This is a genomic window from Pseudoduganella buxea (genome assembly GCF_009720835.1).
In the GTDB taxonomy this organism is placed as follows: Bacteria; Pseudomonadota; Gammaproteobacteria; order Burkholderiales; family Burkholderiaceae_D; genus Rugamonas; species Rugamonas buxea.
Window position 1 is genome coordinate 138,080 of the sequence record NZ_WNKZ01000003.1, and the last position, 19,972, is coordinate 158,051.

Consider the following 19,972-nt stretch of genomic DNA (forward strand, 5'->3'; position numbering starts at 1 on the left):
GGGTCGCCCGTCACCCCTGCGACGGCGGCACCGGCTCCCATTTTGGCGATACCGGCTTGACGCCCTCCTCTGGCAATTCCGCCGGCAAGGCTTCCTCCGGCAGCAAGGCCTTGGCCTTCTTGCCGGCCGGACAAGGCTTGCATGCGCCCGCCTTGCGGCCGAAGTCGCGCACCTTCTCCAGCTTCATCGGCACCGTCTCGTCGCCGCAATAGCCGCCGTCCAGGGTCAATACATCGCCATTGGGCGAGAATTTACCGCTCACCGTGCGCGGCTCGCCTTCGGCCGGCTGCACGGTGAAATACATCATTTTCCCCCGCGGATCGACATTGACCTCGCTGGCTACCAGCGGCCATGACAATCCACCGGCCGTGTACTCGTAGATCACCGTATCGACTTCGGCAAAGCGCTGCAAGGTGATGCGCTGGCCGCCGAACTCGCCACTGTCCGGATTCACGCACAAATCGGAGTACACCACCATGCCGTGGCGGGGCACGCCGCCCCGCTCGGCCGCGCGGCCGTTCGGCGCGGCGGAAGCGGCCGACAGCGCGGCACAGGAGGCGATCAGAATGGCGCCGGCGGCGGCGCGGTGGCTGGTTTTCATGGCAGGCAGGGTGAAATGAACTGGCGCCATTCTACCTGCTTCACCCGCCGCGCCGGCCTGGCGGAACGGCAGGCGAAAAAAAGGCGCTGTGCCCCGGTCGCAAGGAACTTGTTGGCTCGACCATTGTCATACCGTAAGTTGGCATCAGCCAGACGGAGGCGGGCATGGAAATCGACGAGTACGCGGCGGTGCGGACGCAGTGCCTGGCGTGGCTGACCAGGCTGACCGGAGAGCAGGGAGATGGGTTGCGCCGTCTGTTCGAACGTTGTGCCTCGCTGGCCGATTGCCTGGCCATCATCGAGGAACGGGGCGCGCGCCTGCGCCGATGCCCGCACTGCGACGGCGACAAGCTGTACCGCCACGGCATCCTGCGCGGCCTGCAGCGCTACCGCTGCCGGGATTGCCACCGAAGCTTCAATGCGCTGACCGATACCCCGCTGGCGTTTATCCGCCTGCGCGAAAAATGGCTACCGTTCCTGCAGTGCATGCTCGGTTCGATGACCGTGCGCGCGGCAGCGGAAACGACCGGCATCCACCGCAACACGAGCTTTCGCTGGCGCCACCGCTTTCTTGCCATGGCCAAGGACGATCGGCCCCAACCCTTGAGCGGCATCGTCGAGGCCGACGAAACGTATTTACTGGAATCGCAGAAGGGCTCGCGTCACATGACGCGTCCTCCCCGGCGGCGAGGTGGTCATGCGAAAAAGCGGGGCATCAGCGGCGAACTGGACTGCATTCTCGTGGCGCGCGACCGGCAAGGGCGTACCTGCGATTTCGTCCCGGGGCGCGGGCCCGTCACGGCGGCGCAGTTGCAGCAGCATTTGTTACCCGTGCTGGACAAGGCCGTCCTGCTGGCCACCGATGCGGCGACAGCCTATCGGGATTTTGCGAAAGATCACGGCATCGCACACCGGGCCGTCAATTTGCGCCAGGGCGAGCGGGCGCTGGGGGAAATCCACGTGCAGAACGTGAACCGGTATCACGCCGTGTTCAAGAGCTGGCTGATCCGCTTTCACGGCGTGGCGAGCCGCTACCTGCCCCACTACCTGGGCTGGATACACGAGCTCGACTGTCGGCACCTGAGCACGCCGCAGCAATTTTTACGGGCTGCATTATTCCCGGCAGGAAGTTGAATGCTGAGTGGACAGTTCACTGCGACCGGGTGACAGCGCCAAAAAAAAAACCGGCTGCCGAAGCAGCCGGTTCTCATCAACCAAGCAGAAGCTTAGAAGGAGTGACGGATACCGACGTTGAACGCGGTGTCGCCCGTACCGACTTCGGAATTGCCGCCAACCGTGTAGGAAGCGCCATTCTTGTTGTCGATCTTGGCGTACGACGCGTAGGCGGTCGTGCGCTTCGAGATGTCGTGCATGTAGCCGATGGCCCACTGGTTGGCATCGCGGTTGAACGATTCGCGGTCATCCGTGTGGATGACGGAAGCGATGACTTTACCGGAAGCGGCGACAGGGATCTGCACGCCGACCAGGCCGTTGCGGGTGTCGGTCGATGCGGTGATCGGCGCGGTCGTGTAGGCAGCGGCGTTCGGCAGCGTCGAGCTGTTCAGGCCCTTGTTCTGACCGTAAGCGAAGAATGCCTTGGCGACTTTGAAGTCATAGTTCACGGCCAGCAGGCTGTTGTGGCCGATGTCGCGTTGCTGGGTCGGTGCCACGCCGGTGGCGGTGTCGTTGTTGCGGTTGTTGTAGGCCAGACGGGCGTTCAGGGGACCGTTGGCGTACGACAGGGCAGCGCTCAGCTGGCGGCCAGCCGACGATTCGGACTGCTCGCCGAAGCCGTAGAACACTTCGCCGGAGAAGCCATTGAACACTGGGGTCTGGTACACGACAGCATTGCTGTTGCGCAGGTTGGCGCCGTTCGCTGGGAACAGGTTTTTCGCCGAACCGGCCAGGCCGGCTGCGAACGGGTCGGCAACTTGTGCCAGCGCGTTGTACCAAGGGGTGTACTGGCGGCCGACGGTGATCGTGCCGGCGGTTGCCGAACGCAGACCGACGAAGGCTTGACGGTTGAACAGGGTGTTCGACGCGTCCAGCTGGCCGTCATCGACCTTGTAGCCCGTTTCCAGGGTGAAGATTGCGGACAGGCCGCCACCCAGGTCTTCCGTACCGCGGAAGCCGATACGTGAAGCGTTGGCGTTGCCGGAGGAGACCTTGGTCACATTGCCTGCTTTACCGCCGCGTTCGCTGACAATGCCAGCGTCCACGATACCGTAAATCGTTACATTCGACTGTGCAAAAGCGGCGCTGCTCATTGCGCCCAGAACTGCGACGGAGATTAGAGTTTTTTTCATTACAGGTTCCTTCAGTTGTGTTGCATGCAAAAAAAGAAAAGCAACGGCTTAACTCGGTCTTGCGGCGCCTTGCCGAACCTACCGGCCGGCACCGCTTATGGTGAGGGCAAACCCCGATTTGCCACTGTGCCGTCAGACGGCGCTCACTCTTTTATTGTCGCGGCCGATTCAATCGTGCCGGCTTCGAATCAGTGCGCGAGGCACTGGAGGCGGCACTATACTGATGGTTTGGCAATCCATCAAGTGTAAAGATGCTCACAAGCTGGGCCAGGCTGGCAGCCTGGTCCTGCATGCTGTGCGATGCGGCGGTGGCTTCTTCCACCAATGCCGCGTTCTGTTGCGTCACTGCGTCCATCTGGGCGATCGCTTCGTTCACCTGCACGATGCCGGCGCTTTGCTGCTGTCCGGCGACCGTGATTTCACCCATGATATCGGTGACCCGGCGCACGCTGACCACCACTTCCTCCATCGTGCTGCCGGCCTGGTTGACCAGCTTCGTGCCCGCTTCGACCTGCTCGACGGAATCGCCGATCAGTTCCTTGATCTCGCGTGCCGCCGATGCCGACCGCTGTGCCAGGTTACGCACCTCGGAGGCGACGACGGCGAAGCCACGTCCCTGCTCGCCGGCACGGGCCGCTTCCACGGCCGCGTTCAGCGCGAGGATATTGGTCTGGAACGCGATGCCGTCGATGACACTGGTAATGTCCGAAATCTTCTTCGCCGACTCGTTGATCGTGCCCATCTTGTCGACCACCTGCGACACCACCTGGCCGCCCTGTTCGGCGATCGACGACGCATTCAGCGCCAGCTGGTTGGCCTGGCGCGCGCTGTCGGAATTGTGACGCACGGTGGTGGTCAGTTCTTCCATCGACGCCGCCGTTTCTTCCAGCGAGCTGGCCTGCGACTCGGTACGACCCGACAGGTCCAGGTTGCCGGCCACCACCTGCTGTGCCGCGCTCGCGATCGTGTCGGTTGCGTGGCGTACCTGGCCCACAATATTGGACAGGCTGTCGCGCATCGACTTCATCGCGAACAGCAGGCTGGTCTTGTCGCCCGGACGGGTATCGACCGCCACATTCAGCTGGCCGGCGGCAATCATGTTGGCCAGCTTCACCGCGTACTGCGGTTCGCCGCCCAGGGTATTGACCAGCCAGCGCGTAATCACCAGCGCACCCAGGGCACCAAGGGCAACACTGATCACCAGCAAACCGAAGATCCAGTTGCGGGAGGCATTGTATACCTGATCACCAAATTCTGCTGCGCGGTTGCCGCCGTCGCCATAAAGCTTGACCAGCTTGTCCACCTGGCCGCGCAGGGAAACGATCAGTTTGTTCGATTCGCCGCGGATCAGCTTCTTCGCCAGGGCCTGGTCGCCGGCACGCACGGCGGCGCGCAGTTTCGCGTCCTCGACCATGTAGCGGTCCCACATCGACAGGAATTCGTCATACAAGGCCTGCTCTTCCGGCGTCTTGATCAGCTTGACGAAATCGTCCTGCATCTTCTTCAGGTCGACCAGGTCGTTGGCGATGACCTTGTCGTATTTGTCGAGGTCGGCCACGTCATCGGAAATGATGTACTGCAGTTCGCGGGTGCGGACCCGGGCGATCTGCGACTTGATGTCCTGGATCACGCGCATGGCCGGCATCCAGCGCGAGGACAGGTCCGTGGCCGTGTCGTTGACCTTGGACAGCTGGTTGATGGAGAACAGGCCGACGAAGGCCGTCATGACCAGAACGGCAGCAAAAGCCAGTCCCAGCTTGGTTGAGAGCTTGCGCTCGGTGAGCCACTTCATTGTGAGGTCCTTGACGAAATCAGGTTTAAGCAACGATATTGCCGCATGGCAAAATTCTAGCGCATTGTAACAATCCGTGCCTTGCCCCACGAGGAAAACGGCCCTATCCGGGCACATCTGTCGTTTTTGTGGGTGTACAAAACTTCATTCTGAAAGTTCCGTCAAGCTCTGACGAAACAGGCAACTAAGCCTACGGTTGAGGGCGCTCTGCGGAGAAAGCTTTAGAAATGAATGAACTGGAAGCAATCTTGCCAATGCTGCAACGCAACAAATTGTTCTTGAATGTAATAAAGAACTGGTCCAGAATGCAGTTTTTATTGCCGTACGGCAATTCAAACAAAGGACCACCATGTTTTCGACCATTGAACAAAGCGGCAACATCTCTGTCGTAAAAACCAACTTCTCGTGGGGCGAAGATCTGGCCCACATCATTGCCATCATCGACCGCTACTTCGACGACTTCAACGGCAACGGCTTCTACCCGCACCCGGACGAGGAAGCGCTGCAGCGCGAGCTGCTGGCCGTGCCAACCCTGCGCGATTTCGCCGCCCACCTGGCCATCAGCAAGGCGCGCGGCGTGGCCATCACCGACCTGGGCCTGGCCGGCCTGTCGGAGGCGCACCGTAACGCTGCCCTGTACGCCATCGCGCTGACGCAGGGCTTTCCCACGTCGACCGACCAGCGCACCCACCGGGTGGCATGGGATGTGCGGGCACGCCAGGGCGTACAGTCGAAGTTCGTCACCTTCTCGGAGCGCACGGGCACGGCCGACATGCATACCGATTCCTCGTTCTACCCGATGCCGGAAGAACAATTCCTCCTGTACGTCGTATCGTCGGCCCGTTGCAACGGCGGCGAATCGCTGCTGATCGACGTCGAGGACATCGTCGCGGAACTGCAACGCACTCCCGAAGGCAGCGCGGCCTACACCCTGTTGCGCACGGCCCAGGTACCGTTCCGCGTCCCGTCCGTGTATGCGGCCCAGGACGAACAGGTCGAGCTATTCTACGCGCCCGTATTCCACGGCGATGGCCTTTCGATGCGGTGGCGCTACGATTCGATTGAAAAAGGTCTTGCGGCGCGTCCCGATATGGCGACGCCGGAACTGGTGGCGGCCGTCCAGCTGCTCAACAGCATCATCGAAAAGAACGCGCCCCGCTTCACGCGCCAGCTGCCGGACGATACACTGCTGTGGGCGGACAACCACCGCACCCTGCACGGCCGCGCCATGTATACGGACCCGGGCCGTCACCTGATCCGCATCCGTGTCTCGAGCACGCCGAACGCCCTGCGCGTCGGCCCGTCCGGCATTTCGGCCGACTGATCGGCCCGACACCGGACCGACCTTGCCGCTCCTTCGATAGAATTTCATGCTTGCTTCCATCATTCCCGTCTTCGTCATCATCCTGCTGGGCGTGGCCATCCGCCGCTTCGGCTGGATGCCGGCGGACTTCTTCCCGTCCATCGAGAAGTTTTCGTACAACATCGCCTTCCCGGCCATGCTGTTTGCCGGCACCGCCCGCCTGAGCTTCCACGGCAGCCAGGTCGGCGAGCTGGCGCTGGCAACCTTGCTGCCCACCTTCCTGATCGTGGCATTGACCCTGGCGTCGCTGCTGCTGTGGCCGGCCCTGCCGGGCGCCAGCCGCTCGTCCGTGATGCAAGGCGCGATGCGGCCGAACACGTATTTCGGCCTGGCCGTGGCCGGCCTGTTCTTCGAAGCGAAGACGGCGTCGCTGGTGATGCTGTCGCTGGCGCTGTGCCTGCCCGTCGTCAATGCCCTGTCCGTCATCGCGCTGGCCTGGTGGAGCGGCAGCAAGCCGAACCTCGTCACGGTCGGCAAGACCTTGGCGCGCAACCCCATCATCCAGGCCACGCTGGCCGGCGTGCTGGTCAGCCTGTCCGGCCTGCAGTTGCCCGTGGAACTGATGAATACGCTCGACATCCTCGGCAAGTCGGCCACGGCGCTGGGCCTGCTGTGCGTGGGCGGCGGCCTGGTGTTCTCGCTGGAGGGCGCCCGTCCCGCCGCGCTGACCGTCACGTCCGTGCTGAAATTGCTGGTGATGCCGCTGATCGCCGCGCAGATCTGCCTGTTCTTCGCCGTGTCGCCGCAGGTGGCCATGGCGGCCTGTTTCTACTGCGCGCTGCCGACGGCGCCGAATGCCTACATCATGGCCAAGCAGCTGGGCGGCGATACCCGGCTGATGGCTTCGCTGATCACCTTGCAGACCTTGCTGGCGCTGGTGACGGTGCCGCTGTCGCGGCAGTTCATGCCGTGGCTGGCGGCGTAAGATGATAAATATTTCCTACTATCGTTTGTCCATGGCAGAACTACAATAAATCAATAGCGGAGGGCCGGCTGCAAGGCTCAGGCCCGGGTCTGTGGCTTGCTGTCATGGACAAGCCATTTCGCGGAGACTTGCTAGTAAACAGTAAGCAACTTACACAGGCGCAATCGCCTGTAGAATGCAGCTCGCCTAATCTTAGGAACGTTTTCGCCTGATGAACACCACCGACATGGCCCCGCCCCCGCCGTGCACGATCAGCGACGTCGAGCGCGATACCGGCGTCGCCAAGGAAACCTTGCGCGTCTGGGAACGCCGCTACGATTTCCCCCAGCCGCAGCGCGATCCCTTCGGCGAACGGCTGTATCCGTTCGAGCAGGTGCAGAAGCTGCGCCTGGTGAAACGCCTGATCGACCTGGGCTTCCGCCCCGGCAAGGTGATCGGCCACAGCACGCAGGAGTTGCGCGCGCTGGCCGAACAGGCCGCCGGCGCCGCCAAACCCCGCCTCCGCCCGGCCACCGACCTGCAACCGTACCTGGACCTGTGCCGGGGCCGCCAGGGCGATGCGTTGCGCCGCAAGCTGTCGCAGGCACTGCTCGTGATGGGCCTGAAGAACTTCGTGCTCGACCTGATGGCCCCGCTGACGACGGCCGTCGGCGACGCCTGGGCCTGCGGCGAACTGGCCGTGTTCGAGGAACATCTGTTTACCGAGGGCCTGCAGACGGTCATCCGCAGCGCCATCTTCTCGCTGCCGCACCCGGGCGCCGGCCAGCCGGCCCCGCGGCCGCGCATCCTCCTGACCACGACACCGCAGGAAAAGCATGGCCTGGGCCTGCTGATGGCCGAGGCGCTGATGGCGGCCGATGGCGCCGACTGCGTGTCGCTGGGCACGCAGACGCCGCTGCCCGATATCGTCGATGCGGCCTGCCGCCAGGGCTGCGACATGGTGGCACTGTCGTTTTCGTCGACGATGAATCCCCGCCACGTGCTCGATGCCCTGAAGGAGCTGCGCGCCCGGCTGCCCGCGGAGATCGGCATCTGGGCGGGCGGCGCCAATTCGGCGCTGCGCCGCCGCGCGCCCGCCGATGTCACCGTACTGGCGCTGGCCGATATTCCCGCGGCGCTGGCCGGCTGGCGTGCACGCGCGGCGCTGGCGACAGCCGGGTAATGTTGTCTGGAATACAGCAGGGTTGACGCAGGTTGACACGCGCGCTCTGGTAGAATAGCCGGTGATCCCGGCCCGCCATGGCCGCGGCGCCTTCTACAGCACACCAATGTTCAGCTTCTTCAAGAAAAAACCCGTTACCCCGGACGTACCCGTTACGTCCACGCCGACGCCTGCGCCGGCCGTTCCCACCGTTGCGCCCGCCGTGCCCGCTGCCGCGCCGGCCCCGCAGGCCGAGCCGCTGCTCGACTTCGAGATGGAGACGGCGGCCCGGCCCGAGGCGAAGCAGTCGTGGATGAGCCGCCTGAAGGCGGGCCTGTCGAAGACGTCGGCCAACCTGTCCGTGCTGTTCGTCGGCGCCCGCATCGACGACGAGCTGTACGAGGAACTGGAAGCGGCCCTGCTGATGGCCGACGCCGGCATGGATGCCACCCAGTACCTGCTCGACGCCCTGAAACGCAAGGTCAAGGAAGACAAGCTGCTCGACGCCGCCGCCGTCAAGGCCGCGCTGAAGGTCTTGATGATCGACCTGCTGCGTCCGCTGGAAAAATCGTTCGAGCTGGGCCGTCATCAGCCGACGGTGATGATGATTTCCGGCGTCAACGGCGCCGGCAAGACCACCACCATCGGCAAGCTGGCCAAGCACATGCAGGCGCATGGCCAGTCCGTGCTGCTGGCCGCCGGCGACACCTTCCGCGCCGCCGCCCGGGAACAATTGATGGTGTGGGGCCAGCGCAATAATGTGACGGTGGTATCGCAGGAGTCCGGCGACCCGGCCGCCGTGTCGTATGACGCGGTGCAGTCCGGCAAGGCCAAGGGCACGAATATCGTCATGATCGATACGGCCGGCCGCCTGCCGACCCAGCTGCACCTGATGGAAGAGCTGAAGAAGATCAAGCGCGTCATCGGCAAGGGCATGGATGGGGCGCCGCACGAGACGTTACTGGTTATCGACGGCAATACTGGCCAGAACGCACTGGCCCAGGTGAAGGCCTTCGACGAGGCGCTGCAGCTGACGGGCCTGATCATCACGAAGCTGGACGGCACCGCCAAGGGCGGCGTCATTGCCGCCATCGCCCGCGTGCGCCCCGTGCCCGTGTACTTTATCGGCATCGGCGAGAAAATCGAGGATTTGCAGCCCTTCAATGCGGCCGAGTTCGTTGAAGCCCTGCTCGGTTAAGGCCACATGATCGAATTCCACGACGTTTCCAAGCAATACGCCGCCGATACCACGGCCCTGCGCGCCGTCACCTTGACGATCAACAAGGGCGAACTGGTCTACCTGGCCGGCCCGTCCGGCGCCGGCAAGTCGACCCTGCTGAAGATGATCGCCGCGATGGAGCGCCCCACGTCCGGCAAGGTGACCGTCAACGGCACCGATATCGGCAAGCTGAAGTCGGCCGGCGTGCCCTTCCTGCGCCGCAACCTGGGCCTGATCTTCCAGCAGCAGCGCCTGCTGACGGACCGTACCGTTCTTGCCAATGTGATGATGCCGATGCTGGTGACGGGCCTGTCCCGCGCCCAGGCCGAGGAGCGGGCCCGCGCCGCGCTCGACAAGGTGGGCCTGCTGGCCCGCGCGAATGCCCAGCCGATGGCCCTGTCCGGCGGCGAGCAGCAGCGCGTGTCGATTGCCCGCGCCATCGTCAACCGGCCCCAGATCATCCTGGCTGACGAACCCACCGCCAACCTGGACCGCGACAGCGCCAACCAGATCTTCGACGCGCTGCGGGCTTTCAACAAGGTCGGCGTGACCTGCCTGATTTCCACCCACGACGAACATGTGCTCGACAGCGGCGCCCGCGTTATCCGCCTCGTGCAAGGCCAACTGCAGGCGGAGGCGGCATGAGCGTGTGGCTGCGTCAACACGGGTTCGCCCTCGGTTCGGCCCTGGTGCATGTGCGCCGGGCGCCGGGCAGTTTCCTGTTCAATATCCTCGTCGTCGCCATCGCGCTGGCCCTGCCCTTTGCGGGCCTGACCGTGCTGGACAACGTCCGGCCCATGTCGGAGCAATTGTCCGTCGACCCGGAGCTGTCCGTCTTCCTGAAGCAGGACCTGCCGCGCGAACAGGCACAGGGCCTGGCCGGGTCGCTGCGCGCCGTGGCGAAGGATGCCAAGATCGTGTTCGTACCCCGCGAAGGGGCGCTGGCCGAGCTGCAGGACCGCAACGGCCTGGCCGGCGTCATCGACACGCTGGGCGACAACCCCCTGCCGGACAGCTATGTCGTCAAGCTGAACGCCTTCCAGAGTGCGGCGCAGAGCGCCCACGTGGATGATGTGGCCGAGCAGTTGCGCGCCATTCCCGGCGTGGATTCCGTGCAGGTCGATTCCAGCTGGGTCAAGCGGCTGGCCGCCCTGCTGGGCGTGCTGCGGATGGCCCTGCTGCTGCTGGCTGCCACCCTGGGCACTGTCGTTGTCGCCGTTGTGTTCAACACGATCCGGTTACAGGTGCTGACGCAGCGGGAAGAAATCCTCGTACTGCGGCTGATCGGTGCCACCGATACGTATATCCAGCGTCCCTTCTATTACACGGGCGCGCTGCTGGGCCTGTGCGCCGGCGTCGTGGCATTGGGCGCCGTCACCCTGGCCCTGCGGCCCCTGAACCTTTCCATTGCCGAGTTCGCGCGCCTGTATGCATCGGAATTCCAGCTGGCACCGCTGGAGCCGCTGGCCATGGCCCTGCTGCTGGCCCTGTCGGCCGGCCTGGGCCTGATCGGCGCGGCGCTGTCCGTGCGGCGCCAGCTGAAACGACTGTCTTGAACTGTTGGCAGGGTGCCCGCGCGCCCGGCCTGACTCGACAGTCAATTGCCCTGCGTGCCTGTCGGAGCCTTCCCACAGTGCCCCGGCGTCGCCCCGCAGGCATGGGGACGCCGCCCTGCAAGCGTGCGTTCACGCACAGAGCACGGCTTTCCCGGCACGATAATCTGGCCTCTCCATTTGATCTGCCACAAACACTGACAATATCGTCGGAACTTCGGGTTTCTCTCGTGTACTGTGGGATCTGCGTTTCCGATAGCCTTAATGCTATCAGGGTCATAGAATCGCAGCGATTGGCACTCACCGATGGAGAGTGCTAATATATGTTCATACGCAATGTTGGAGCGCTTGTCCCGGTTGTCAAGGTTAAGACGAGATTAAGTTCCACACTGCATGCTGTACGCCATACAGTGCCCTCTGCAATCCCGCACGGCCTATTGCACCACCTTCAAGCGAGGAACGAAAATGAACATGATGTCCGCACCTACCGCCCTGGTTCCAGCCGGCACGAGTGCTTTGGGCCTCGGCTTCAGTGGCAACCTGGGCAACCTGGATGCCTACATTTCGGCCGTCAACCGCCTGCCCATGCTGACTCATGAAGACGAGATGCAGCTGGGCCGCCGCCTGAAGGAAAACAACGACCTGAAGGCCGCTGAAAAGCTGGTCCTGTCGCACCTGCGCCTGGTGGTGTCGATCGCCCGCGGCTACCTGGGCTACGGCCTGCCGCACGCCGACCTGATTCAGGAAGGCAATATCGGCCTGATGAAAGCCGTCAAGCGCTTCGACCCGGACCAGGGCGTGCGCCTGGTATCGTACGCGATGCACTGGATCAAGGCCGAGATGCATGAGTACATCCTGAAGAACTGGCGTCTGGTCAAGGTGGCGACGACGAAGGCACAGCGCAAGCTGTTCTTCAACCTGCGCAGCCACAAGACGGGCCTGGACGCGATGACGCCGACGCAGATCGACCAGCTGGCCAAGCTGCTGGACGTCAAGCGCGAGGAAGTGATCGAGATGGAAACGCGCCTGTCCGGCCGTGACATCGCGCTGGAATCGCCGACGGATGACGAGGACGACAAGTTCGCCCCCATCGCCTATCTGTCGTCGGATCAGACCGAGCCGACCAAGGTGCTGGAAGCGGAACAGGTCACGCGCCTGCAGTCCGAGGGCCTGGAAACGGCGCTGGCCAAGCTCGACCCCCGCTCGCGCCGCATCGTCGAGGCGCGCTGGCTGGCCAACGACGACGGCTCCGGCGCCACCCTGCACACGCTGGCCGACGAATTCGGCGTCTCGGCCGAGCGCATCCGCCAGATCGAATCGGCCGCGCTGAAAAAGATGAAGGGTTCGCTGGCCGCCTTCGTCTAAGCGCCACCGCTCCACCAAAACCGGGCTTCCGCCCGGTTTTTTATTGCCTGAAAATGGGGACAGACCCCATTTTTTGAGCAATAGTTGCTTAGAAAATGGGGTCTGTCCCCATTTTTGAAGCAACATCGGCTCTGCCGTGCGGCCCGCTTGATGCTTTTTCGATAATATCCTCCCTCAGTCACGGCATGGAGGATTCATGCAAGCAAGAATTTCAACAATGGTGGCGGTGGCGCTGGTACTTGGCGTCGTCGCCGCCTGCAGTGCAACCCAAAGTCCCCTAGATATGACCACCTCAGGCAACGGCACCGCCGGCACGGCCGGCAACAGCGCTTCCGCGCCCCGCACCAGTGCCAGCTATGCGCTGCGCCAGGGCGAGACCGTCACCCTGGGCCCCGGCACCACATTGACCCTGCAGAGGATCAACGACAGCCGCTGCAAGAAGGGCGCCGTGTGCGTGTGGGCCGGCTATATCAGCTATGCCTTCAGCTTGACGAACGCGGCCGGCAGCCGTAACTTCGTGCTGGCCGAGAACATGCCCAATGCCAGCCCCAAGGTCACCCAGGATGGCCTGACCTTCGCACTGGAGCAGCTCGAACCGCCCGAGCCGCCCGCCCTGCACGCCACGGCGGCGCCGGATTACCGCATCAACGTGCGCGTCACCATCGCCCAGGCCAAATGACATGATCGTCCGCCCCGCCCTCTGCACCATCGTCCTCACGCTCGTCACCGTCGCCGTCCACGCCAAGACCCCCGTCGCCACCGGCACCGGCGGCGCCGTGGCCACCATCAGCGAACAGGCCTCGCAGTCGGCGCTGGCGATCCTGGACCGCGGCGGCAACGCCATCGATGCAGCCGTGGCGGCGGCCGCCACCCTGGGCGTGACGGACCCGTTCAGCTGCGGCATCGGCGGCGGCGGCTTCATGGTGGTCTACCTGGCCAAGGAAAAAAGAGTCATCACGATCGACCACCGCGAGACGGCGCCGGCCAGCTTCACGCCTTCGAGTTTCACCGCCAACGGCAAGGAACTCGATTTCGACACTACCGTGGCGAGCGGCCTGTCGGTGGGCGTGCCCGGCACGGTGCGCGGCTGGCACGAGGCGCTGCAGCGCTACGGTACCATGTCGTTCGCCCAGGTGCTGGCGCCGGCCATTCGCGTGGCCGGCGACGGCTTCACCGTCAACGACAACTTCACGCGCATGGTGACGGAAAATACGGCCAAGTTCAGCCGGTTCCCCGCCACCGCGGCCCTGTACCTGGAGGACGGCAAGGCAATCCCGGCCGGCACCCTGCTGCGCAATCCCGACATGGCCAAGGCCTACCGGGCGCTGGCCACGGGCGGCGTACGCGCCTTCTACGAAGGGCCCCTGGCGCAGGCCATCGTCGACGCCGTCAACCGGCCCGCCACCAAGGCAGGCAGCGCGGTGATGGGCGGCGCCATGACCCTGGCGGACCTGGCCAACTACGAAGCGCGCCTGCGTCCCGCCGTGCGCACCACCTACCGGGGCTACGAACTGTATGGCATGCCCCTGCCTGGCAGCGGGGGCGTCGCGGTAGGCGAGGCCTTGAACATCCTGGAAGGCTTCGAGCTGGGCAAGCTGCCCCGCGCCCAGGCCGAGCACCTGTACCTGGAAGCGAGCCGGCTGGCCTTCGCCGACCGCAATGCCTACCTGGCCGACCCGGAATACGTGGAAGCGCCCGTGGCGGGCCTGCTCAGCAAGGACTACGCGGCGAAGCGGCGCGCCCTGATCGACGGGCGCAAGGCGCCCACGGCAAGCGTCGCGGCCGGCGACCCGTATGCCTTCCAGCGCGACGCCAGCGTGCCGTTGCGGCCACTGCCCGCCAAGGGCAAGCTGCTGCGCGAAGGGGCCCACACGACGCACCTGACGGTGGCCGACAAGGAAGGCAATATCGTCGCCTACACCTTCACCATCGAATCGTGGGGCGGCAGCGGCATCGTCGTGCCGGGCTACGGCTTCCTGCTCAATAACGAGCTGACCGACTTCGATTTCACGGGACCGCACCCGAACGTGCCGGAAGCGGGCAAGCGCCCCCGCAGCAGCATGGCGCCCACCATCGCGCTACGCGACGGCAAGCCGGCCTTCACCGTCGGCAGCCCGGGCGGCGCCACCATCATCACCACCGTGCTGCAGACCATCGTCAACCACGTCGACTTCGGCATGCCGATGGATGACGCCATCGCTGCGCCCCGCCTGTCGCAGCGCAACGGCGCCACCACCGACGTCGAACCGGGCTTCGCCGGCACGGCCCAGGCCCACGCGCTGGCCCGCTACGGCCACCGATGGAGCAGCGCGCCGGAGGAAATCGGCGCGGCCAATGCCATCGTCTTCAATCCGGACGGCACCGTCACGGCCGTCAGCGAACGACGCCGCCACGGCATAGGCAGTGCCCTGGTGCAGAACAAGGCCCACTGAAGCCGGCTCAGTTCAGCCAGCGGCGGAATGGCGCCGTATCCTGGCCGGACTGGATGAACCACTTCTTGCGCACCGGGTCGTACTGCGCGCCCAGCTGGCGCACTTCCTCGCGATCCTCGTAGCGGGCCGTCAGGTAGGTGCGCTGCACGCCGTCAACGACGGCCGTGTCCTCGATCTGGCGCAGCGCGTGGTCCGCCTTCGGCGCCACGGCCGCGATCTGCATCTGGCGCAGGTAGACGCTGCGCCGCTCCGGCTGCGCGGGCGAGATCAAGGTCAGCCGCTGGCGCGTGCGGCTCACGCCCACGTAGAACAGGTTGCGCTCCGTCTTGGGCGGCATGGCCGGGTCGGGGAATTCGCCCTGCTCCAGCCAGGGCATGATGACGTGGCCGAACTCCTTGCCCTTGACGTCGGCGACGATGTCGAGAAAGACGAAGTTCTTGTCGCGCTTCCTGGTCGCGAAGACTTCGGCGGCATTGATCTTCTGCCAGAACGCGGCCAACCCCAGGCCCGATTCGCCCGCCGTGTCGATAAAGCCCTGCACCGAGCGCGTCACCACGGATGCCTCATGCGGATTGACGTACACCCGCTTGGCCACGGCCGCCAGGTCCATGCGCGCCGCCACCTCCCGCAACACGTCGCCGGCCGGGCTGTCCGCCGGCACCGCCAGCAGGTAACGCATCACGTCCGCGAACGCCGTCCCCGAGCCGGCCAGCGCGTCGCCGCCCAGGTGGCCCTGGAAGAAGCCCACCAAGAGCTGCGGCTCCTTGGCCAGGTCGTACTTGACCTTCTCGAAACCGTCCGCCGCCTCCATGCCGGAAAACACGGCCAGCGCCTCGACGATGGCCGTGCGCACCTCGTAGGATTTCACGGCCTGGAAGTCGGCCAGCGCGATGGCAAGCACGCCGCGCAGGAACAGGATCTCCTCGCGCTGCATATAGCCCTTCATGACGGGCGTGCGGTAGGCGATATTGGCCCCGATCAGCGCGTTCTCGATGGCGACGGACTGGTGCCGGTCGCGCATCAGCACGGCGCAGTCTTCCAGCCGGTACTTGTCGTCCTTCCACTGCTTGATGGCCGCCACCACCTGGCGTGCGCAGTCGGCTGCGCCGTCGTAATGGAGCTGGCGGATTTCCGTATGCTCGGCCACGCCGGAGCTGGCGTTGTTGTCCATCAGCTGGGCTATCGCCATCGTCAGGTGCGGGCCGTGGCGATAGGTCGTCGTCAGCGGATAGGCGCGCAGCGCCGGGAATGCCTGCTTGAAGCGGAAGTCGAGGAACGCGTGGCTGGCGCCCAACTGGTCGTGGATGACCTGGTGCTTGTCGCCCACGCCCGTGAAAAAGGCGCCGGTGGCGCGGATCAGCGCCTCGACGATAAGGAAGCTGGCCTCGTTCATGTCGTGCAGCTCGTCGCAGACGACGACGCGGTAGCGCGGGAACACGCCGGCGCAGTCGGGTGAACGCTGCAGGCTGCGCGCCAGGTCGTAGGTGGGGTCGAAGGCGGTGCGGAACACCGCGCGTTCCTCGCCATCGAGCCGCGCGCTCTCGTAGGCCTGCGCCACCAGCCAGTCCGTCAGCGGCACGCCGGCCAGCTCGGCCGCTTCGACCGGATCGTCCTCGCCGTAATAGTCGCTGGCCAGCTTCATGCCCGCCTTCAGGCGCAGCAGCGCGTCCAGGAAGGCCGAGACGGCGATATCGGACTTGCGCAGGTCCAGCGTGTCGTAGCGGCCCACGTAGCGCTCCGCCACGGTGTCGATGGCGGACCACACGTGGGCCTTCAGCCGGCGCGGCTGCAGGGTGAGCTTCACTTCGCCCCCTTCGAGCTGCGCCAGCGAACGCATGGCCAGCTCCTCGATGGTGAGGATGTCGACCTGCGCCACGGTCTCCCACGGCACGCCGATATCCTGCAGGCGCTGGCGCAGCACGTCGCGCGCCTCGGGCGTGAAGGCCAGCGCCAGGATGCGCGCCGGATCGACCTTGCGCGCGATCGACTCGGCAATGCGCAGGGCCAGGGTCGTCGTCTTGGCGGCGCCGGCATTGGCCTCGCCCAGCACGACCGGCTGCGTGGCCGTCTGCAGGTCGAGCTGCTCCCCGGTAGGGCGGATACGGTTGGGGATGAAATAGGCGGTCATGGCAGTCTCGAAATACATGGCGTGAAGCGCGCCATCGTATCAGGTCGCCCGGGGTGGCGGGCCGGCTCCTGGGCAGCTTCGCCCGGTTCGATATACAATACGAATCATTCTCATTTGCGTTAACAACTTTTACCTGGAAGGAAGTACATGTTTGCCACCGCCCCGGCCCGCCGCGCTCTGCGCCTCACCCCCCTCGCCTTCGGTGCCGCCCTGCTGTGCGGCCTGGCCCATGCAGCGCCGGCCGACGGGGCGGCAGTGGACGCGCCCGCGCCGGCAGCGGCCGATGCACCGGTGGCCACCGTTGTCGTCAAGGGCGAACAGGACGCCGGCTACACCACCCGCAGCAGCGCTTCGTCGGCCCGCCTGGACCTGAGCCTGCGCGAGACGCCGCAGTCGGTCTCCGTCGTCACGCGCCAGCAGATGGACGACTTCCGCCTCGACTCGGTCAACGACATGCTGGCCAACAGCACCGGCGTGACGGTCGAGCGCATCGAGACGGACCGCACCTACTACACGGCGCGCGGCTTCGACATCACCAACTTCCAGTATGACGGCGTCGGTTCGCCCTTCGTGTTCGGTAACGTCAGCGGCGAGCTCGATACGGTGCTGTACGAGCGGGTCGATATCGTGCGCGGCGCGAACGGCTTGATGTCCGCCACGGGCAATCCTTCGGCCACTGTCAACTTCATCCGCAAGCGCCCCACCGCCGCGGTCAAGGCTTCCGTCTCGGCCACCTACAGCTCGTGGCAGAAGCGTCGCATCGAAGGCGACCTGTCCGGCGCACTGAACGAAGCGGGCACCTTGACCGGACGCGTGGTGGCGGCCTACCAGAAGGGCGACTCCTACCTGGACCGCTACTCGGCCGACCGCAAGGTGATCTACGGCGTACTGGAAGCGAAACTGTCCAGGGACACGACGCTGACGGCCGGCCATACCAACCAGACCGGCAAATCGAACGGCGCCATGTGGGGCGCCATTCCCCTGTACTACACCGACCTGACGCCGACCGATTACGACGTGGGCACCAGCACGGCGACCGACTGGACCAGCATGCGCGTGGAGCACAACCGCAGCTTCGTGGAACTGGCACACCGGTTCGGCAACGGCTGGCGCGCCCAGGCCACGCTGTCGCGCAACAAATCCGAAACCCGCAGCAAGCTGTTTTACACCTACGGCACGCCGGACCGCGCCACGGGGCTGGGCCTGTACGCCTACCCGTCGATCTACAACTCGGACATCAAGCAGACCCTGTTCGACGCTTCCGCTACGGGCAAGTTCACCCTGGGCGGGCGCGAACACGACCTGACCTTCGGCGCCAACTGGTCCAGGTCCACCATCGACGACCTGTCCTACTACGGCCAGGGCATCGGCAATCCGCTGCCGTCGCTGGCCGGCTGGAACGGCGCCTACCCCGAACCCACCTTCGACGCGTCGACCAACGGCAGCGAGTACGAGGACAAGCGCAAGTCGGCCTACGTGGCGGCACGCTTCAGCCTCTCCGACCCGCTGCACCTGATCACGGGCGTCACCACCACCAAGGCCGACAGCGCCGGCACGGCCTATGGCGACAGCCGCTTCAAGTCGGCCAGCAAGACCACGCCCTATGTCGGCCTGACCTACGACCTGTCCGCCAACGTCACCGCCTACGGCAGCTACACGGCCATCTTCAATCCGCAAAGCGAGACCGACGCCACCGGCGCGACGCTGGCGCCGATGGAAGGCAAGACGGCCGAACTGGGCGTGAAGAGCGAATGGTTCAACCGCAAGCTCAATGCGTCGGCCGCCATCTTCAAGACGAAGCAGGACAACACCGCCGAGCAGGCCGGCATGATCGGCACCCGGGCCTGGTATCGCGGCGTCAACGCCGAATCGCGCGGCGTGGAACTGGACTTGTCGGGCGAACTGGCGCGCGGCCTGCAAGCGAGCGCCGGCTTCGCCGTGCTGAAACTGGAGGACGAAGCGGGCAACGCGGCCAAGACCTACCTGCCGCGCCGTACCTTGCGCCTGTTGACCACCTACCAGGTGCCGGCCCTGCCGCAACTGACGGTGGGCGCCAGCGCCAACTGGCAGGATGACATCTACCGCAACGAGGCCGACGGCGCCGTCATCCGCCAAAGCTCGTATGCGGTGCTGGGCCTGATGGCACGCTACGACATCAACAAGCAGCTCAGCGTGTCGGCCAATGTCAACAACCTGGCCGACAAGAAGTACCTGACCAGCCTTTACTGGAGCCAGAGCTACTACGCGGCGCCGCGCAATGCCAGCGTCACGCTGAACTGGAAGTACTGACGCGGATCGGTCAACCGTGCCTGGCGCGGCTGTCCACGGGCGCCTGGGCACGGTCTTCCAGGCCGTAGTCGCGCACGACGCCGGCGATGCGCAGCCGGTAATCGGCGAACAGCCCTGATCCTTCCACGCCGCGCCCCGCGGCCTGGGCCGCCCGGTGCGCTTCCAGCGCGCGCCACCGGGCGACAGCCGCCTCGTCGCGGAAGAACGACAGCGACAGCAGCTTGGCCGGGTCGGAGAGGCTCTGGAAGCGCTCGATGGAGATGAAGCCGTCGACGCTGTCCAGCAGGGGCCGCAAGGATGCAGCGATGTCGAGGTAACGCTGGCGGCCCTGCGCGTGCGGGGTCACTTCAAAGATCACGGCGATCATGCTTTTTCCCTTCCATCGAGAAATTCCGGCATGCGCGCATTGGGCGATGCCCGGTAGCGCCAGCCCACGTCGGGTAAACAGCCTTCCAGCGCGACCACTGCCTGCACCGTGACCGCGCGTGCCAGCGCCTGGCCCGGGCACGCATGGCGGCCATGGCCGAACGGTTCGCGGGCCGCCGCCAGCACCAGCAGGATGGCCTGACCGGCGTCGACCTCCACGCCTTCGATGTCGATGGCGCGCGCCGTGTAGCGCCGCGTGTTGTGGATGGCGGGATCGTCGCGCATCACCGCGTCCACCAGGGCTGCCGGATCGTCCTTCGCGCCCCGCAGCCGCGCCACGATGCAATTGCCGATCAGCCCCGCCGTCGCCTCGTACGACTGCGACAGCAGCCCGAGAAGGTTCGCCAGCAAAACGTCGGCATCGACGGCGCCGGCCCGCGCCAGCACCGCGTGCAGCAGCGGCGCGTCCGCCGGCGGCTCGGCGACCAGCCGG

Annotated in this window: 16 protein-coding genes and 1 pseudogene; 11 read left to right on the forward strand and 6 right to left on the reverse strand. The window is 65.2% G+C overall.

All coding sequences use genetic code 11. The features are described from left to right. Window positions 1–10: 10 nt before the first annotated feature. Window positions 11–631: a hypothetical protein gene (locus GM672_RS02315; protein ID WP_229417515.1), complete on the reverse strand. Its 621-nt coding sequence runs from the start codon at window positions 629–631 to the stop codon at window positions 11–13. A gap of 134 nt (window positions 632–765) precedes the next feature. Here GM672_RS02315 and GM672_RS02320 point away from each other — a divergent pair, with 134 nt between their 5' ends. Next, window positions 766–1,734, forward strand: coding sequence for an IS1595 family transposase (locus tag GM672_RS02320; protein ID WP_155468914.1), 969 nt, complete (start codon window positions 766–768; stop codon window positions 1,732–1,734). A gap of 92 nt (window positions 1,735–1,826) precedes the next feature. On the opposite strand, the gene GM672_RS02325 is transcribed toward GM672_RS02320, so the two are convergent. After that, window positions 1,827–2,906, reverse strand: coding sequence for a porin (locus GM672_RS02325; RefSeq protein ID WP_155468915.1), 1,080 nt, complete (start codon window positions 2,904–2,906; stop codon window positions 1,827–1,829). Between the two features lie 151 nt (window positions 2,907–3,057). Then, window positions 3,058–4,698, reverse strand: a complete 1,641-nt coding sequence (locus GM672_RS29700; RefSeq protein WP_155468916.1) for a methyl-accepting chemotaxis protein — start codon at window positions 4,696–4,698, stop codon at window positions 3,058–3,060. Window positions 4,699–5,047: 349 nt separating this feature from the next. Between GM672_RS29700 and GM672_RS02335 the strand changes: the two genes are divergently transcribed. The 9 genes from GM672_RS02335 to ggt all read left to right on the forward strand — a co-directional run bounded on the left by GM672_RS02335 (window position 5,048) and on the right by ggt (window position 14,696). After that, window positions 5,048–6,022 (forward strand): TauD/TfdA family dioxygenase, encoded by a 975-nt coding sequence (locus GM672_RS02335; RefSeq protein ID WP_155468917.1) that lies wholly within the window; start codon window positions 5,048–5,050, stop codon window positions 6,020–6,022. 46 nt (window positions 6,023–6,068) lie between these two features. Then, the gene (locus GM672_RS02340; RefSeq protein WP_155468918.1) at window positions 6,069–6,986 is read left to right on the forward strand and encodes an AEC family transporter; all 918 of its coding nucleotides are present in this window, start codon (window positions 6,069–6,071) and stop codon (window positions 6,984–6,986) included. Window positions 6,987–7,197: 211 nt separating this feature from the next. Then, window positions 7,198–8,148, forward strand: a complete 951-nt coding sequence (locus tag GM672_RS02345) for a MerR family transcriptional regulator (protein ID WP_155468919.1) — start codon at window positions 7,198–7,200, stop codon at window positions 8,146–8,148. Between the two features lie 106 nt (window positions 8,149–8,254). Continuing rightward, on the forward strand, window positions 8,255–9,325 hold the full coding sequence (gene ftsY / locus GM672_RS02350; RefSeq protein ID WP_155468940.1) for a signal recognition particle-docking protein FtsY: 1,071 nt from the start codon (window positions 8,255–8,257) through the stop codon (window positions 9,323–9,325). 6 nt (window positions 9,326–9,331) lie between these two features. Then, on the forward strand, window positions 9,332–9,991 hold the full coding sequence (locus tag GM672_RS02355; RefSeq protein ID WP_155468920.1) for a cell division ATP-binding protein FtsE: 660 nt from the start codon (window positions 9,332–9,334) through the stop codon (window positions 9,989–9,991). Continuing rightward, window positions 9,988–10,902: a permease-like cell division protein FtsX gene (gene ftsX, locus GM672_RS02360; protein WP_155468921.1), complete on the forward strand. Its 915-nt coding sequence runs from the start codon at window positions 9,988–9,990 to the stop codon at window positions 10,900–10,902. The genes GM672_RS02355 and ftsX overlap by 4 nt, the downstream gene beginning before the upstream one ends. Before the next feature lie 462 nt (window positions 10,903–11,364). Continuing rightward, complete coding sequence (gene rpoH / locus GM672_RS02365) at window positions 11,365–12,264, forward strand: RNA polymerase sigma factor RpoH (protein ID WP_188915897.1); 900 nt, start codon at window positions 11,365–11,367, stop codon at window positions 12,262–12,264. Between the two features lie 283 nt (window positions 12,265–12,547). Then, window positions 12,548–12,943, forward strand: coding sequence for a hypothetical protein (locus GM672_RS02370; RefSeq protein WP_155468922.1), 396 nt, complete (start codon window positions 12,548–12,550; stop codon window positions 12,941–12,943). Window position 12,944: 1 nt separating this feature from the next. Then, on the forward strand, window positions 12,945–14,696 hold the full coding sequence (gene ggt / locus GM672_RS02375; protein WP_155468923.1) for a gamma-glutamyltransferase: 1,752 nt from the start codon (window positions 12,945–12,947) through the stop codon (window positions 14,694–14,696). Window positions 14,697–14,703: 7 nt separating this feature from the next. Here ggt and GM672_RS02380 read toward each other — a convergent pair whose 3' ends face one another. Next, entirely contained in the window at window positions 14,704–16,824 is a 2,121-nt protein-coding gene (locus GM672_RS02380) for a 3'-5' exonuclease (RefSeq protein WP_170299897.1), read from the reverse strand. Between the two features lie 147 nt (window positions 16,825–16,971). On the opposite strand from GM672_RS02380, the gene GM672_RS02385 reads away from it, so the two are divergent. Next, window positions 16,972–19,113, forward strand: coding sequence for a TonB-dependent siderophore receptor (locus tag GM672_RS02385; protein ID WP_155468925.1), 2,142 nt, complete (start codon window positions 16,972–16,974; stop codon window positions 19,111–19,113). Between the two features lie 10 nt (window positions 19,114–19,123). Here the strand turns inward: GM672_RS02385 and GM672_RS02390 are convergent, their stop codons facing one another. Together GM672_RS02390 and GM672_RS28210 are read right to left on the reverse strand one after the other, a co-directional pair. Continuing rightward, window positions 19,124–19,480 carry an antibiotic biosynthesis monooxygenase family protein gene (locus tag GM672_RS02390; protein WP_155468926.1) on the reverse strand — a complete coding sequence of 119 codons (357 nt, stop codon included), beginning with the start codon at window positions 19,478–19,480 and terminating at the stop codon, window positions 19,124–19,126. Then, window positions 19,477–19,972: pseudogene (locus tag GM672_RS28210) on the reverse strand (cytochrome P450); the annotation flags it as partial. The pseudogene GM672_RS28210 and the gene GM672_RS02390, both read right to left, overlap by 4 nt.